The following is a 14,555-nucleotide window of genomic DNA, read 5'->3' as shown; positions in this document are numbered from 1 at the left end:
GGCGAACGTGATGTACCCGCCGACCGTCCCGCCGACGAGCGTGACGATGGCGAGGGCATCGAGCTCAAGCGGGGCGACGGTCCGGAGTGCGGCTTCCCCGTACGGCGGCGCGGCCGTGAACATGACGTAGAGCGTCAGCGCGATCATGACGAAGCCGAGCACCTGGGTGAACCGGTCCATGACCCGTCCCGCTTCCTTCACGAGGAAGATGCCGACCGCCAGCAGACAGCTGATGACCGCTCCGACTTTCGGGTCGATGCCGAACAGGACATTCGTCCCGAGGCCGGCCCCGCCGATGTTCCCGATATTGAAGGCGAGCCCGCCCATGACGACGAGCAGGGCAAGGAAATACCCGAGCCCCGGCAACACGTCGTTCGCAATATCCTGCGCCCGCTTCCCGGACACCGCGATGATGCGCCAGATGTTCAGCTGGGCCGCGATATCGACCAGGATGGAAATAAGGATGACGAACGCAAAGCTCGCCATGAGCTGCTCGGTGAAGACGGTCGTCTGCGTCAGGAACCCCGGCCCGATCGCAGATGTCGCCATGAGAAACGCCGCGCCGAGCAGGACGCTGCGGTTCTGTTTTTTCTGATCCAGTGTGCTGTTCATTGATTTCCCCCTAGTGAGCCGCTTTTCATTCCGAGTAAGCCGCTTTCTCCCGCGAGTAAGCCGCTTTCACCTTCGAGTGAGCCGCTTTCTCCCGCGAGTGAGCCGCTTTCCATTCCGAGTGAGCCGCTTTCTCCCGCGAGTGAGCCGCTTTTCTTCCACCTTCCGTTACCTGAACGCGCCGATCGCTTCGACCTCAATTCCTTCCGCCGGCAGTTCTTCTGAGATGCGGCGGGCGAAGTCGAGTGCGGTGACGCCGTCGCCGTGGATGCAGATCGTATCGGCCCGGAGGTCGACGTCCGTGCTGTCGGCCGCACGGACTTTCCCTTCTTTCACCATCCGGATGACCTGGGCGATGGCCTCGCCCGGGTCGGTGATGAGCGCATTCGATTGACGGCGGTCGGTGAGCGAGCCGTCCGGCTGGTAGGTCCGGTCGGAGAACACTTCGCTCGCAGTCCTAAGTCCAGTCTTCTCCCCCGCCCGCACGAGTTCGCTGCCCGACAAGCCGAACAGAACGAGCTCCGGATTCACCTTGTACACCGCCTCCGCGATCGCTTCCGAAAGCGCAGCATCCTTTGCGGCCATATTATAAAGCGCGCCGTGCGGCTTCACGTGCTGCATCTCGCCGCCTTCCGCCCGGACGAACGCATCGAGCGCGCCGATCTGATAAACGACCAGGTCATAAGCTTCATCCGCCGACAGTGCCATCGCCCGGCGCCCGAAGCCGACGAGGTCCGGCGTGCCCGGATGCGCCCCGATGCCGACGCCTTTTTCCAGCGCCATCCGGACGGTTTTCCGCATCGTCGACGGATCGCCCGCATGGAAGCCGCATGCGATGTTCGCGCTCGACACAAACTCCAGAATCTCCGCGTCATTGCCCATCCGGTATGCCCCGAACGATTCCCCCATGTCACAGTTCAAATCCACTTTAAACGCCATCATGATGTGACCCCTTTCATTTTCAAGTCGATCGCCGCCCGCAGTTCCGCCAGTTCCTTCGCCTGCCGGACGAGCGCTTCCTGGGCCTCTGCCACGCTCACTTCACGAAAACGGAGCCGTGCCCCGGGCGGAAGCTGGGCGACCATCGGCAGGTCCGCCGTCGCCGCCTGCCCAATCTTCGGATAGCCGCCGGTCGTCTGCCGGTCGGCCATCAGCAAAATCGGACTGCCCCCGGACGGCACCTGCACCGAGCCCGGCACAACTCCCTCCGACAGCAGCTCCCGCGGCTCGGACAACTTCAGCGACGGCCCCTTCAGCCGGTAGCCCATCCGGTCGGACTCGGATGAAACCTCAAACGCCTCGTCGAAAAAGCTCGAACGGCTCGCTTCGTCAAACCAGCCGTACTGCGGCCCGCGCATCATCCGCACGACCGCTTCCTTTTTCAAAGAAGTGCCGCATTCCTCCGCCACCGACCAGCGCGCTTCCGAAAACGGATCGCCCGCCCGTTCCGCCAAGAGCCTCTCCGTGATCGAGGCGGCCGCTTCGGAAGGAGTCCCCGCCGGCAGCCGGTCTCCTTTCTGAAGCAGACGCCCCCGGAATCCGCCGATTCCCGCCTTCATATAAGTCGACCGGCTGTTCATCACTTCCGGCACGTCGATGCCGCCCGCGACCGCAATGTACACCCGGCAGCCGGAAACCGGCCGGCCGAACCGGAGCACGGACCCTTTTCTCACTGCGACCGGCCGGCACATCGGCACCCGCATGCCGTCGATTTCGGCCGAGAGATCCGCCCCGGCCAACGCGATCAGCCGGTCTTCTTCAAACAAAAGCGCCGGTCCGGCGATCGCGGCTTCGAGCGCCGCGCTGCCGGGGGCGTTCCCGGCGAGCATGTTGGCGATCCGGAGGGAGACGGTGTCCATCGCCCCGCCCGCGACGACGCCGTATTGCTGGAAGCCCGGGCGGCCGAGGTCCTGGACGGATGTCTGGAGGCCGGGCTGTTCAACTCTGATCATGGCGTGCGCCCTCCTTCCGGTCGTATTCCTCTCGTGTGATCGGCCGGAACGTCACCCGGTCGCCCGGCCGCAGCAGGCTCGGGATTTCTTCTCCGGGGAGGAACAGGTCGACCGGCGTCCGGCCGATGAGCTGCCAGCCGCCGGGCGTTCCGATCGGATACACTCCCGTCTGGCTCCCGGCGATCCCGACGGTCCGCGCCGGAATCTCGAGCCGCGGAGACGGCCTGCGCGGTGCGGCGATCCGCTCATCGAGTCCGCCGAGAAACGGGAACCCGGGCGCGAATCCGATCATTTTCACGTCATAGGATCCGCCCGAATGGATCTCGATGACTTCCTCTTCCGTGAGCCCGTTATGCGCCGCGACAAACGGTAGATCCGGCCCGAACTCCCCGCCGTAGCAGACCGGGATCTCCACCGTCCGGCCGGTTTCCGGAGAAGCCGGCTGCACGTCTTTCAGGATGGTGCAGAGCCGTTCCTTCATTTTCTCAAAAGTGATCCCGCCGGACGCGTCGTAGCAGACCGTCACATTCACATACGCCTGGATGACGTCCATCAATTCCGGCATCGCCGCCTTTTCGATGGCCGCGGCGATCGCCCGGACGGCGGCCGTCGTTTCTTCATTCATCTTTTCCCCCGCCGCCACGACGATCGCGCTGTCGCCGAGCGGGGTGAACTCTATCTTCATGGCAATCCCTCTTTCTGCTGCCGATCTGCAAGAAGAATTGTCTCATAATTTGTCCTTACCTGTCGAATCAATCTGAAGCACAGCCGGCTCACTTCTTTCTATCTATTCGTGGCCTCTTTCTATCTATTCACCACCTCTTTCTATCTACTCATCACCCCTTTCTATCTATTCACCCCTGCTTTCTATCCATTCACCAACGAACAAAAAAAGCCGGACCGTCCCAATTCGGACAGTCCGGTTTCAGCTTTTCTTATTTTGATCAGCCCCGGTACGGCCACCAGACGCCGCGTCCAAACGATACGGTGATCGCCGGGATGAGGAGCGGCAGGATGATGAGGCCGTACAGNCCTTTCTGAAGCAGACGCCCCCGGAATCCGCCGATTCCCGCCTTCATATAAGTCGACCGGCTGTTCATCACTTCCGGCACGTCGATGCCGCCCGCGACCGCAATGTACACCCGGCAGCCGGAAACCGGCCGGCCGAACCGGAGCACGGACCCTTTTCTCACTGCGACCGGCCGGCACATCGGCACCCGCATGCCGTCGATTTCGGCCGAGAGATCCGCCCCGGCCAACGCGATCAGCCGGTCTTCTTCAAACAAAAGCGCCGGTCCGGCGATCGCGGCTTCGAGCGCCGCGCTGCCGGGGGCGTTCCCGGCGAGCATGTTGGCGATCCGGAGGGAGACGGTGTCCATCGCCCCGCCCGCGACGACGCCGTATTGCTGGAAGCCCGGGCGGCCGAGGTCCTGGACGGATGTCTGGAGGCCGGGCTGTTCAACTCTGATCATGGCGTGCGCCCTCCTTCCGGTCGTATTCCTCTCGTGTGATCGGCCGGAACGTCACCCGGTCGCCCGGCCGCAGCAGGCTCGGGATTTCTTCTCCGGGGAGGAACAGGTCGACCGGCGTCCGGCCGATGAGCTGCCAGCCGCCGGGCGTTCCGATCGGATACACTCCCGTCTGGCTCCCGGCGATCCCGACGGTCCGCGCCGGAATCTCGAGCCGCGGAGACGGCCTGCGCGGTGCGGCGATCCGCTCATCGAGTCCGCCGAGAAACGGGAACCCGGGCGCGAATCCGATCATTTTCACGTCATAGGATCCGCCCGAATGGATCTCGATGACTTCCTCTTCCGTGAGCCCGTTATGCGCCGCGACAAACGGTAGATCCGGCCCGAACTCCCCGCCGTAGCAGACCGGGATCTCCACCGTCCGGCCGGTTTCCGGAGAAGCCGGCTGCACGTCTTTCAGGATGGTGCAGAGCCGTTCCTTCATTTTCTCAAAAGTGATCCCGCCGGACGCGTCGTAGCAGACCGTCACATTCACATACGCCTGGATGACGTCCATCAATTCCGGCATCGCCGCCTTTTCGATGGCCGCGGCGATCGCCCGGACGGCGGCCGTCGTTTCTTCATTCATCTTTTCCCCCGCCGCCACGACGATCGCGCTGTCGCCGAGCGGGGTGAACTCTATCTTCATGGCAATCCCTCTTTCTGCTGCCGATCTGCAAGAAGAATTGTCTCATAATTTGTCCTTACCTGTCGAATCAATCTGAAGCACAGCCGGCTCACTTCTTTCTATCTATTCGTGGCCTCTTTCTATCTATTCACCACCTCTTTCTATCTACTCATCACCCCTTTCTATCTATTCACCCCTGCTTTCTATCCATTCACCAACGAACAAAAAAAGCCGGACCGTCCCAATTCGGACAGTCCGGTTTCAGCTTTTCTTATTTTGATCAGCCCCGGTACGGCCACCAGACGCCGCGTCCAAACGATACGGTGATCGCCGGGATGAGGAGCGGCAGGATGATGAGGCCGTACAGCAGGAGGCCGGTGATGACGATGGTCGCGATCTGCACGAGGCTGAGCACGCCGGACGGCATCATCGCGCCGAACGTGCCGGCGAGGATGATGGCGGCCGTGATGATGACCGTGCCCATCTTCGCCATTGCGGTCGTGAGTGCTTCCCGGGTGTTCAGCCGGTTGAGGCTCTCTTCGCGGAACCGGTCGAGCAGGAAGATCGAGTAGTCCACGCCGAGTGCGATCAGCATGATGAATCCGAAGAACGGGACCGCCCAGCTGATGCCGTCGTAGCCGAGCCAGTTCACGAAGATGAGCTCGGTGACGGAGACCGATGTGTAGTACGTGAGCAGGAGCGAGCCGATCATATAAAGCGGCATGATCGCCGAGCGGAACAGGATGAACAGCACGACGAACAGGCCGACAAGCATGATCGTGACCGTCCGGCTGAAGTCGGAGGACGAGATGTCCTGGAGGTCGGAGTTCATGACGGAAATGCCGTCGAAGTACAGGTCCGCGTCTTCAAACGGCGTCCCGATCACCGACTTCCGGACAGAATCCTTCAGGTCCTCGACGGTGCCGATCGCCTCGCGGGAGTACGGATCCTCATCCAGGATAACTTCCATGAGGATGCCGGATTCCCCGTCGATCGTGTAGCGGTCGATCACCGGTTCGAACTCTTCATTTTCGAACGTGCCGGCGGGGACGAACATGCCGGTGTCGCGGACGCTTTTCGTATCGCCCATGTCGTGCATCGTGCCGGACAGGTCGTCCAGTCCGTCCGCAATCTGGGTGAGACCTTCCGAAGAAGCCGCGACCCCCTTGGACAGTTCGCCGAGACCGCCGGACAAGGCACCGATCTGCCCGCCGGAAGCATCCAGCTGGCCGGCTGCGCCTTCGAGGGAAGTGCCGATTTTCGCAAGTTCCCCGCTCAGGGCGTTGAGCCCGCCGGCCGCCTGTGCCGCCGGCATGCCCTGGCCGAGGCCGCCGGCGATCTGGCCGAGCTGGCCGTTGATCTGGCTGATGCCGCTTGCAGCCTGGCGGAGTCCGTCGCCGCCGCCCGCTGCGGCACTGCCGGACGGAAGCTGACCGATGATTTGGTCGAGCCCACCGCCCGCTTGGCCGAGGCCGTCCTGAACGTCGCGGAGACCCTGGATGGCATCGTCCAGACCGTCCGCCATGAGGGAGATCTGCCGGTCGACGTACAGGTCGCCGATGATCTCACCGGTCGGGCGTGTGATCGTCCGAACGCTTTTCACGCCGTCCACCTTTTCAAGGTCCTGGCTGATGCGCTCGAGGTACGTGACGTCAGCTTCGTTCACGATCTTGTCGTCTTTTTTCAGGATGACGCCGACCGGCAGGGAATCCCCTTCGCCGAATGCGTCGGAGATCCGGTTGAGGCCCATGACCGATTCCCGGCTGCTGTCGATCTCGTCGATCGTGTTGAACGAAATGTCGTTGTCATATGTCAGCAGGAGCGGAATCGTGATGATCGCCACGACTCCCATCGACAGGAGCGGGCGCATGACGGACAGCTTGCTGAAGCCGATCCACAGCTTGCTGTCTTTATGCGACGCGCTGCCTTTCGCCGGCCAGAACAGCTTGTCTTTCAGCAGCATCATGAACAGCGGCACGACCGTTGTCAGGACGAGCAGCAGAACCGCGATCCCGACCGCCACCGCGACTGCCGACTTGAAGATCGGGAACTGCGCGAAGCCGATCGCCGCAAATCCGATGAACACGGCAAGCGCGCTGATGAACAGCGTCCGGCCCGCCGTCTTGTACGTATTGACGACCGCTTCTTCGACTTCATGTCCGGCGAGCAGTTCTTCCTTGTACCGGCTCAGCAGCAGGATGCAGTAGTCCGTCCCGAGTCCGAACAGGATGGCGACGAGGAAGATCTGTGTGTAATTCGATACCGGGAAGCCGAACCAGTCGACGAAGAATGCGACGAGCGACTGGCTGAGCAGGTACGAAATCCCGACTGCGAGAAGCGGGATGAGCGGCGTGACCGGAGAACGGAACACGATGAGCAGCAGGCCGAAGATCAGGCCGACCGTGATCAGCTCCGTCTTTTTCAGCCCTTCCTGCGCACTGATGTTCACGTCGTTGTTGATGATCGCTTCCCCGGTGATGTAGACCTCGTCGTCGCCGGTCAGGATATCCGACTTGATCTCATCGGCGAGCTCGACGATTTCCTCGTCCGATCCGTCCACGGTGACCGGCACGAGGATTGTTTTTCCGTCTTCGGAAACGAGCTGTTTTTCCATCTCTTCGTTTTCAAACGGGTCCAGAACTTCGGTGACCGGATCCCCGATCGCCTTGATCTCGTTGGCGGCATCGGAAATCGCCGTCTTTTTCCCGTCATCGGCCGGCTGGTCCAGCGCGTAGACGAGGGAAATCGTCTCGTCCGAGGCCCCCACTTTCTCAAGCAGATCCGCGGCGCGCTGGGAATCGGCCGTGTCCGACAGCTGCATGTTGCCCGCATCTTCGGCCTGCTTCGCAAGATCCGGCGCCAAAATGAACAGGACGACCGTCACGACGAGCAGGACAATGAAGATCGGCCATCTGAATTTCAATACTTTCCTCACGTATTACATCTCCTTGAATCTCAAAATATCCTTCAGTTTCCGGAACGTGCCGATGAACGCATCCAGTTCCTGTTCGCTGATCTTCCCGCCGAACAGGTTCTCCACGCTCTGGTAGATGGCTTCATCCGACCTTTTCAGAATTTCGCTTCCCGCCTCCGTGACCCGGATCACTTTCGCCCGCTGGTCGGCAGGGTCCCGGTCCGAACTGACCAGCCCTTTGTCCTCGAGCTTCTTGAGTCGGGTGGAAACCGCACTTTTGTGCACACCCTGGACGGCAGCGAGCTGCCCGTTCGACATCGGCCCGGAAGCGGACAAGATCTTCAGCACCTGGATCTGCTCCGGCGAATACTCATGCCAGATGTCGATGTCAACGGAACGCATCACATGCTCCGCCCCGAAGATCATCACTTCTTCAAACAGCTCAATCGCTTCTCTGAGCTTCTCCTGCAAAATAGTCCACCCCCTCAACTAAAATTAGTTTAGGGGGTGGACGATCGATTGTCAATTGATATGTCGGGATAATGATAGAGAGACCCGAAAATAAAAAAGACACCCCGCAGAAACGGGATGCCCGGTGTTCAGTCTTCCTTCTTCTGGCCGTGGAGCGGCGGCATGATGAGCCAGCCTTTGTCTTTCGTGAGTTCAAGCAGACGTCCGCCTGCAGTGGCCCGGTCGGTGTGGAACTTCATGAAATGCATCGCGACGTCTTCGCGCATGCACTGGCCGAGCACCTGGCTGCAGGACACGAGCCCCAGGCCGGAGTTCGCGGCCATGATCGCGGCAATCTCCGGATCCATGAAGCGCGCACCCGGCGGGATTTCATCCGCGGACGCCTTGCCGCGGGACGGAAGCGACGGCGGCGGAGTGACGCCGTTTTCCTTCAGGACCTTCTCAACGGTCGTGTTTTCGTTCTTCATCATCTTGATCTGGTCTTCCAGAAGCGATATCAGATCGCGGTCGCCCGCATGGTTGACGAACGCTTCGTACATACTGATGAGGCCGTTGTTGGCCGCAACATATGACCAGATTCCGATGACTTCCCCGTAATGCAGCGGCTCGTTTTTCGGATTTCCGTTCATAACGCCCATTTTTGTTTCCTCCATTCCTGACTTCGTGGTCAGAAACAGTATGCGGAGGACCGCCGGGCTTTATACAAAAAAGCCGATGCCGGGGTTATCCAAACATTTGAAGGCCGATCAAGCGTGATCCGGATCCGCCTCTTCCAGAAACCCGGTACGCCCGTCCGGCAGCCGCTCCGCCTCATGCCGTTCCTCAAGGCGGAGCGATCCGTCGACCATCTTGTACACCTTATCCACATAATCCATGAGCCGCGTGTCATGCGTCACGACGATTGTCGCGGCGTTCTTTTTCACCGCCGCGCTCTTCAGGAGTCCCATCACTTCGAACGCCCGGTCTGAATCAAGCGATGCGGTCGGCTCATCCGCGAGTAGGAGAGACGGATTGCTGTAAAGCGCCTTGGCGATTGCGACCCGCTGGCGTTCACCGCCGGACAGGCTGCCCGGGTATTTCTTCGTCAGCTCCTCGATGCCGAGCTCCTCCAGAAGGCCGTCCCGCTCCTCCGCCGTCATATTGTTTTTCTTCACCTTGTCGAGAAGCCGGAGTTGCTCGGATACGGTCAGGAACGGCACGAGGTTCGATGACTGGAGGATGAAGCCGACATGCTCCAGCCGGACTCGCGAACGACGCTTTTCATTCAAATCGGTGATACGCTCGCCGGCAATCCGCACTTCCCCGTCCGTCGGCGTCTGCAGTCCGCCTGCAATTGTCAGCAGCGTCGATTTCCCGGAACCGGACGGGCCGATGATCGCGACCACTTCCCCGCGCGCCACCTCGAGGGTCGTCTTCTTCAGCGCCTGCACTTCCGTCCGGCCGGAGCCGAACGTCTTCGTCACTTCATTTAACTGCAATACGTGCTCCGTCATCCCGAAATCGCCTCCAGCGGATCAATTTTCACGATCGTCCAAACCGACACGAGCGCGCCGACCACCGCCACCGCGACCAAGACGGCGCCATAAATCGCCATCGTGGCATAGTCAAACGTGACCGGTACGGCGTTCGGCAGGAACTGGCCTGTTGCGACCGTGAGTCCGAACCCGATCAGCACGCCGATGAGTGCAAGGATGAACGTCTGTGCGATCACCGACCATGCGAGGTAACCGCTCGAAATGCCCTGTGCCTTCATGACACCGAACATGCCGATCTTCTGGACCGTGAGCACATACAGGAAGATCGCCACGACCGCCGCCGAAATGGCGAACAAAAAGTAGATCATGAGCGTGAGCGTCAGGTTCTGTTCGGTATAACCGGGCAGGTTCTCGATGAACGTCTCCGTCTCGATCCGTTCCAGCTCATCCGGAACCGCGTTGTCGGATCCTCCCTTCACGACGACAGCATTGACGGGTTCCTCGCCCTCTTCCAGTTCATCCGCGGCCGCTCCGAGCCTGATTTTCTGGAGGTCGGCAAGGCTCATGTAAAGTACCGGGGCTGCGTTGAACCGGGCCTCATCCGTGAACCCCGAAATCGTTACTTTTTCGTCGGTCGAGGACAAAGACAGCTCATCCCCGGCCGAGAACCCTTCATCCTTCAGGTAATCGGACGCAATGACTTCGAATGGCTCTTTGAACGGCTTGCCGTCCGTCACGTCCGGCATGATGAATTCATCCGGCCGGATCCCGAACAGGGCCACGCCGTTTTTGTCTTTTCCGTTGTCCGCGATGACATTCATCACGGCGAGCACGGCCGTCTCATCGCCCTCGACTTCATCCGCCTTCTCCGCTTCCATCATCGACTGGTTCAAGCTCTTGTCCGACTCCTCGGTCAGGTAAATGCTGTCCGCCCCCCATTTGTCGACCGCCTCCCGGTTCAGCCCGGCGAGCCCCGTTGCGAGACCCGAAAGGAAGAAAACGAGAAACGACACGAGCATCAGCACCGCAATGATCAGCGCAAACCTGAGTTTATTCTGCTTGATCTCCCGCCACGCGAGAAACATGGATCCACTCTCCCCTTCTATGTATCTTCCTTTTCATACCCTATTAGGGTACGAGTTGAATCCTTGAATGTTGCTGAAAAATTTCAGCGGAAGGCGGCGACAGATGCACCTTTCTATGGAATAATAATAGGCATCAAAGGGATGGAGGGAAATCAGATGGCAGATCTGCAAGGAATGCTCTCATGGACGTTTTCGCAGGAAGTGCCGGTGCCGGAAGAAATCAGTGAACTGCTTATCAATGGAGAAGAAGCGCAAGTCGCCTACAAGACGGTGCGGGACGTCGCCGTCGTGACGAACAAGCGGTTCATCATCGCCGACAAGCAGGGCATCACCGGCAAGAAAGTCGAAGTCTACTCGGTCCCGTTCAATTCGATCAACATGTATTCAACCGAAAACGCCGGGCGGCTCGACCTCAACTCGGAAATCGAGCTGTGGACGCGCGCCGGCCAGATGAAGATCAACCTCGGCCGCGGAGTCGACATCCGCAAGCTCGATAAGATCATCGCAGAAGCGATCCTTTGACAAGGGATGGATGAGAAGGAGTGACGGCATGAACAGACGGATGGAAGGAGCGGAGAGTCTGAATAAACTAGCGGGGGCACTCCGCTGCCCGGTCTGCGGCAGCAGCGTATCCGTAGATGGACAGCCGGCCCTCGCCTGCGAAAACCGGCACTCATTCGACCTGGCCAAGCAGGGCTATGTGAACCTGCTGTCCCGGCAGCCGGCTGGATCTTATTCAAAGGAGCTGTTCGAATCCCGCAGAAGGATCATCACGGGAAGCGGGCTGTATGATCCGCTCCATGAAGCGCTCTCGAATCTGATCCGGCCCATTCTCGCCAACAGGGAAGCCGTGCTGGCGGACATCGGCTGCGGGGAAGGCTCCCATCTTCACGCCCTGCTTGAAACATGCGGGCCGGGCCTCAAAGGGGCCGGCCTCGACATCGCGAAAGAAGGGATCATCCAAGCCGCGCGGAATTATCCCGGCGCCGCCTGGATCGTCGGCGACCTGGCCGCTTCACCGTTTGCCGACGGGCGGACCGACATCATCCTGAACCTCCTGTCCCCGTCCAACTACGGGGAGTTCAAGCGCATGCTCGCGCCCGGCGGGATGCTCATCAAAGTCATCCCGGGAAGCGGCTACTTGAAGGAACTGCGCGAAGCCTTGCACGGCGGGAGTGCCCGGGCCGCCTATTCCAACGAAGAAACCGCCGGCCTGTTCGAACGCCACTTCAAGCGCAGCGGCACGATCCCCCTCCGATATGAAGCGGACCTGGACCGTGCACAACTGGCGGACCTCGCCCGGATGACCCCGCTCGGATGGTCACCCGATCCCGACCGGCTCGGAGGATTCCTCAACCGGGACCGCGCATCCATCACCGTCGAACTCGACATCCTGATCGGCGAAGTTTGACGGATTGAGACTTCGGCCCAGAGTGCAACTTTTCCATCTCGAGGGGCAACTCTTCCACTTCGAGGACCAACTCTTCCATTTCAGTGTGAGATCCTAACTTGTGAGGACGAGTGAGGAGAGTTTCGCTGCGAGTGAGGAGAGTTTGGGGCCGAGTGAGGAGAGTTTCCCCGCGAGTGAGGAGAGTTCCATCGCAAACGATGCAACTCTTCCACTTCGAAGGCCAATTCTTCCACTTCGAGGCCCAACTCTTCCACTTCGAGGCCCAACTCTTCCATTTCAGTATAAAATCCTAACTTAGGTAAACGAGTAAGAAGAGTTTTGCCACAAGTGACGCAAGTTTCGCGCCGCCGGAACCTGCCGCTCCCAATACGAAAGCCGCGCCTCATCAAAGGGGCGCGGCTTTTCATCTTCAAACCAATGTCAGGATCAGTTTCCCTCGGGCATGGCGGGTTTGGGTTTTGCGGAGGGCCTGCAATCCTTCGCTGAACGGGTAGACTTGTTCGATTTCCACGTGTATCTTTCCGTCGGCGATTTGGTTGATCATCGTGTTCAGTTCGTGCCGGACATCCGTTTTGTGGGGAATCTGAAGGAATCGGATTCCCCGTTCCGGCTCTGCTCTGTCTCCGGATACGGTGACGAGCCGGCCCCCGTCCCGGACAACGGCTAATGCATCTTCACTCGTGCCCGGCTGGACTGCCATGGCGGCATCCACGCCGCCGGGCTTCCAATCGAGGATCTGCCTTTTCCAGTCCGGGTCCCGGTAGTCGACCGTCCTATCCGCTCCGAGCGACTTCATATAAGGATGATTCGGCTTCGACGCCGAGCCGGCCACTGTGCAGCCTTTCCCAGTTGCAAGTTGAATCGCGAGTGTACCGATTGCCCCGGAGGCACCAGCGATGAACAGGGAGTCCCCCTGCTTTAAGTCCAGGGCGGAGAGTGCCTTCAGTGCGGTATTTCCGGCAACCGGGACGGCGGCGGCCTGTTCAAAGCTCATGCCGTCCGGGATCGGGAGAATCAGGGAGTCGGCGGAGACGGCGGCGAACTCGGCCCAGGTTCCGCCTTTCTCATGCATTGAGCTGACCAAGGCGACCCGGTCACCCGGCCGGAACCCGGTGACCCGGTTGCCCGTTTCCTCAACGATTCCGGCCGCCTCGATGCCGATCACATACGGGTACCGGATCGTCTGCGGCAGAAAATAACTGTCATGGATCCCGACGCCGACCGCCTTGATCCGGATCAGCAGTTCCCGGTCTCCCGGTTCAGGGACCGCCGCCTGTTCGATTGCCAGGTCGTCTGCACCCGGACCCGTTTTCACGAAAGCCTTCATTCTGTTCATCTTCCAGACAACTCCCTTCAGTCCGGTCATTTTGCGGTGGTTTCCTTCATGCATATCACCAGGGCAAGTATCAACTTGCGGAACCGTTGCTAGATTCACACACGCCTCTTGGACACCATCCACTTCGCCCGCTTCAGCCCCGGAGTCCGAATTCTTCGGCCAGCAGCTCATACGACCGGTGACGCGGCTCCATTTCAGTGATCATGTTCAGCACCATGATTTCGTCGACCTGGGCTTCGCGGGCGAGTCCCCGGAGTCTTTCGCCGACCTGCGCGCGGCTGCCGATGACGAACCGGCCTCTGCTTTCTTCCCGTGCGGCTTCCTCGGCCGGCGAGTACCGATGGGAAGCGGCCTCTTCCAGAGTCGGCGGCGGCAGCTTGTATGTGCCGGTCCCCCAGCGGGCCCACTGCAGTTCCGCAGGCCCCGCGAGATGCCGTGCCTCTTCTTCGGTGTCCGCGGCGATGACGATGATCGACAAAATGCTGTACGGTTCCTGCATGTAGCGGGACGGCCTGAAGTGCTCGCGGTACGCCCGGAGGACCGGAACGGCAAACCCCGGATTGATCTGCGCGGCGAATGCATAGCCGAGGCCGTACTGCGAAGCGAAGCGCATGCCGCCGTCGCTTGAGCCGAGCATGAACAGTTCCGGACGAAGCGACGGGTCCGCCGAAGGAGTGATCTTCCCGAATGGATGCCCTTCCGGAAAATCCCGGTCGAAGAATGCGAGAAGCTCGGCAAGCTGTTCCGGGAAGTCATCCCCGGTGACCGCTTCCCTCGATCTCCGGAGGGCGAGCGCCGTCATCCCGTCGGTTCCGGGCGCCCGGCCGATGCCGAGATCGATCCGTCCCGGATGCAGCGCCTCCAGAAGCGAGAAGTTTTCCACGACTTTCAGCGGGCTGTGGTTCGGCAGCATGATCCCGCCGGACCCGACGCGGATCCGCTCCGTGAGTGCCGCCGTGTGGGCGGCGAGAAGATCCGGCGAAGTGCTGATCTGGAACCTCGTGTTATGATGCTCGGCGAACCAGTAGCGCGTGTAGCCGAGCCGGTCGGCGAGCTTCGCCAGCTCCGTCGATTGCCGGAGCGTCTCGGTCGCTGATTCGCCGTTCTGGATCGTGGCCAGATCCAGCACTGAAAGCGCCGGCCGGTCTGTCGTTCTTTCCATATCG

Annotated in this window: 15 protein-coding genes; 2 read left to right on the top strand and 13 right to left on the bottom strand. The window is 60.5% G+C overall.

Annotated elements, in window-relative coordinates:
* From BN1189_RS08070 to BN1189_RS08020, 11 genes are all read right to left on the bottom strand, one after another.
* Nucleotides 1-612: NRAMP family divalent metal transporter (locus BN1189_RS08070; RefSeq protein WP_040227210.1), on the bottom strand; the 612-nt coding region annotated here is incomplete at its 3' end.
* 165 nt (nucleotides 613-777) lie between these two features.
* Complete coding sequence (locus tag BN1189_RS08065) at nucleotides 778-1,548, bottom strand: LamB/YcsF family protein (RefSeq protein ID WP_040227227.1); 771 nt, start codon at nucleotides 1,546-1,548, stop codon at nucleotides 778-780.
* A complete protein-coding gene (locus tag BN1189_RS08060; protein ID WP_040227208.1) occupies nucleotides 1,548-2,561 on the bottom strand; it encodes a biotin-dependent carboxyltransferase family protein in 1,014 nt (337 codons plus the stop codon). The genes BN1189_RS08065 and BN1189_RS08060 overlap by 1 nt, the downstream gene beginning before the upstream one ends.
* Nucleotides 2,548-3,246 carry a 5-oxoprolinase subunit PxpB gene (gene pxpB / locus BN1189_RS08055; RefSeq protein WP_040227206.1) on the bottom strand — a complete coding sequence of 233 codons (699 nt, stop codon included), beginning with the start codon at nucleotides 3,244-3,246 and terminating at the stop codon, nucleotides 2,548-2,550. Before pxpB (BN1189_RS08055) ends, BN1189_RS08060 begins: the two co-directional genes overlap by 14 nt.
* Nucleotides 3,247-3,505: 259 nt before the next feature.
* Nucleotides 3,506-3,910, bottom strand: a complete 405-nt coding sequence (locus BN1189_RS08050; protein WP_441296267.1) for a hypothetical protein — start codon at nucleotides 3,908-3,910, stop codon at nucleotides 3,506-3,508.
* Nucleotides 3,911-4,019: 109 nt separating this feature from the next.
* Complete coding sequence (gene pxpB, locus BN1189_RS08045; RefSeq protein ID WP_040227206.1) at nucleotides 4,020-4,718, bottom strand: 5-oxoprolinase subunit PxpB; 699 nt, start codon at nucleotides 4,716-4,718, stop codon at nucleotides 4,020-4,022.
* Between the two features lie 259 nt (nucleotides 4,719-4,977).
* The gene (locus BN1189_RS08040) at nucleotides 4,978-7,632 is read right to left on the bottom strand and encodes an MMPL family transporter (RefSeq protein WP_040227204.1); all 2,655 of its coding nucleotides are present in this window, start codon (nucleotides 7,630-7,632) and stop codon (nucleotides 4,978-4,980) included.
* Between the two features lie 3 nt (nucleotides 7,633-7,635).
* Nucleotides 7,636-8,082: a MarR family winged helix-turn-helix transcriptional regulator gene (locus BN1189_RS08035; protein ID WP_040227202.1), complete on the bottom strand. Its 447-nt coding sequence runs from the start codon at nucleotides 8,080-8,082 to the stop codon at nucleotides 7,636-7,638.
* Nucleotides 8,083-8,210: 128 nt separating this feature from the next.
* On the bottom strand, nucleotides 8,211-8,720 hold the full coding sequence (locus BN1189_RS08030; protein WP_040227200.1) for a DUF3231 family protein: 510 nt from the start codon (nucleotides 8,718-8,720) through the stop codon (nucleotides 8,211-8,213).
* A 108-nt stretch (nucleotides 8,721-8,828) separates the two neighbouring features.
* On the bottom strand, nucleotides 8,829-9,575 hold the full coding sequence (locus tag BN1189_RS08025) for an ABC transporter ATP-binding protein (protein ID WP_040227199.1): 747 nt from the start codon (nucleotides 9,573-9,575) through the stop codon (nucleotides 8,829-8,831).
* Nucleotides 9,572-10,642 carry an ABC transporter permease gene (locus tag BN1189_RS08020; RefSeq protein ID WP_040227195.1) on the bottom strand — a complete coding sequence of 357 codons (1,071 nt, stop codon included), beginning with the start codon at nucleotides 10,640-10,642 and terminating at the stop codon, nucleotides 9,572-9,574. The genes BN1189_RS08025 and BN1189_RS08020 overlap by 4 nt, the downstream gene beginning before the upstream one ends.
* Before the next feature lie 156 nt (nucleotides 10,643-10,798).
* Here BN1189_RS08020 and BN1189_RS08015 point away from each other — a divergent pair, with 156 nt between their 5' ends.
* Both BN1189_RS08015 and BN1189_RS08010 read left to right on the top strand, forming a co-directional pair.
* Nucleotides 10,799-11,164 (top strand): PH domain-containing protein, encoded by a 366-nt coding sequence (locus BN1189_RS08015; RefSeq protein WP_040227193.1) that lies wholly within the window; start codon nucleotides 10,799-10,801, stop codon nucleotides 11,162-11,164.
* A 28-nt stretch (nucleotides 11,165-11,192) separates the two neighbouring features.
* Entirely contained in the window at nucleotides 11,193-12,053 is an 861-nt protein-coding gene (locus BN1189_RS08010; protein ID WP_040227191.1) for a putative RNA methyltransferase, read from the top strand.
* A 409-nt stretch (nucleotides 12,054-12,462) separates the two neighbouring features.
* On the opposite strand, the gene BN1189_RS08005 is transcribed toward BN1189_RS08010, so the two are convergent.
* Nucleotides 12,463-13,389, bottom strand: coding sequence for a quinone oxidoreductase family protein (locus BN1189_RS08005; RefSeq protein ID WP_040227225.1), 927 nt, complete (start codon nucleotides 13,387-13,389; stop codon nucleotides 12,463-12,465).
* Nucleotides 13,390-13,522: 133 nt separating this feature from the next.
* On the bottom strand, nucleotides 13,523-14,551 hold the full coding sequence (locus BN1189_RS08000; protein ID WP_040227190.1) for an LLM class flavin-dependent oxidoreductase: 1,029 nt from the start codon (nucleotides 14,549-14,551) through the stop codon (nucleotides 13,523-13,525).
* Nucleotides 14,552-14,555 lie beyond the last annotated feature (4 nt).

It is taken from the genome of Bhargavaea cecembensis, assembly GCF_000826125.2.
GTDB lineage: Bacteria > Bacillota > Bacilli > Bacillales_A > Planococcaceae > Bhargavaea > Bhargavaea cecembensis_B.
Note: the sequence above shows the minus strand (reverse complement) of the source record. Positions and strands in the feature narration are given on the sequence as shown.